Below are 836 nucleotides of genomic sequence, written 5' to 3' on the forward strand. Positions count from 1 at the left end.
TGGCGGCAGGTTGGCGCGAATGCCCGGCAGCAGTTCGTTGAGTTTCTTGACGATCACCAGGGGGTTGGCATTGGGTGCGGCATTCAAACCGAAAAACACCGCTTGCACGCCGTCCATGGTGGCGCTGGTGTCGGTCGACGCCGCACCCAGTTCCACCGTGGCGATATCGTTCAGGTGCACCACCCCGGCTGCACTGGACTTGACCACCAACTGGCGAAACTCGGCGACATCGACCAGGTCGGTGTTGATCTGAATATCCGATACCACATACAAACCCTTGGCCTGACCGGGCGCAGCCTGCACGTTGTTATTCAACAGGGCCTGGGCCACATCGCTGCCGGAAATCCCGTGGGCGGCCATGCGATTGGCATCCAGCCAAATGCGCATGGCCATTTTCTGCCCGCCGTTGAGGTCAATGCTGCCGACCCCTTCGATGGAAGACAGTTGCGGTTGCACCACGCGCTGCAAGTAGTCCGAGAGGGCTGCAGTGGACAGGGTCGGGCTGGAAAAACCCACATAGGCCACGGCTGTGGCTTCACCGGAGGATTTCACAATCACCGGGTCGTAAGCTTGCTCCGGCAAGCGGTATTTGACCTCGTTGACCTTGGCCATTACCTGGGTCATGGCCTTGTTGGAGTCGGCGTTGAGCTTCATGCGCACAGTGATTACGCTTTTGCCTTGGGTCGACGTCGAACTCATGTAGTCGACGTCTTCCACGGTGGCGACCGATTGCGCGATGGCCTGGGTGACGAAGCCCTGCATCAGTTGTGGCGAAGCACCGGGGTACTGGGTGGTGATCGTCAGCGTGGAGCTTTCCGTCAGGGGGTACTGACGAA

Annotated in this window: 1 protein-coding gene; it reads right to left on the minus strand. The window is 59.7% G+C overall.

What is annotated here, in order from left to right:
- On the minus strand, positions 1-836 hold an 836-nt coding region (locus E3O56_RS19380), incomplete at both ends, for an efflux RND transporter permease subunit (protein ID WP_248128815.1).

The organism is Pseudomonas sp. W2Aug9 (assembly GCF_023127755.1).
GTDB lineage: Bacteria > Pseudomonadota > Gammaproteobacteria > Pseudomonadales > Pseudomonadaceae > Aquipseudomonas > Aquipseudomonas synxantha_A.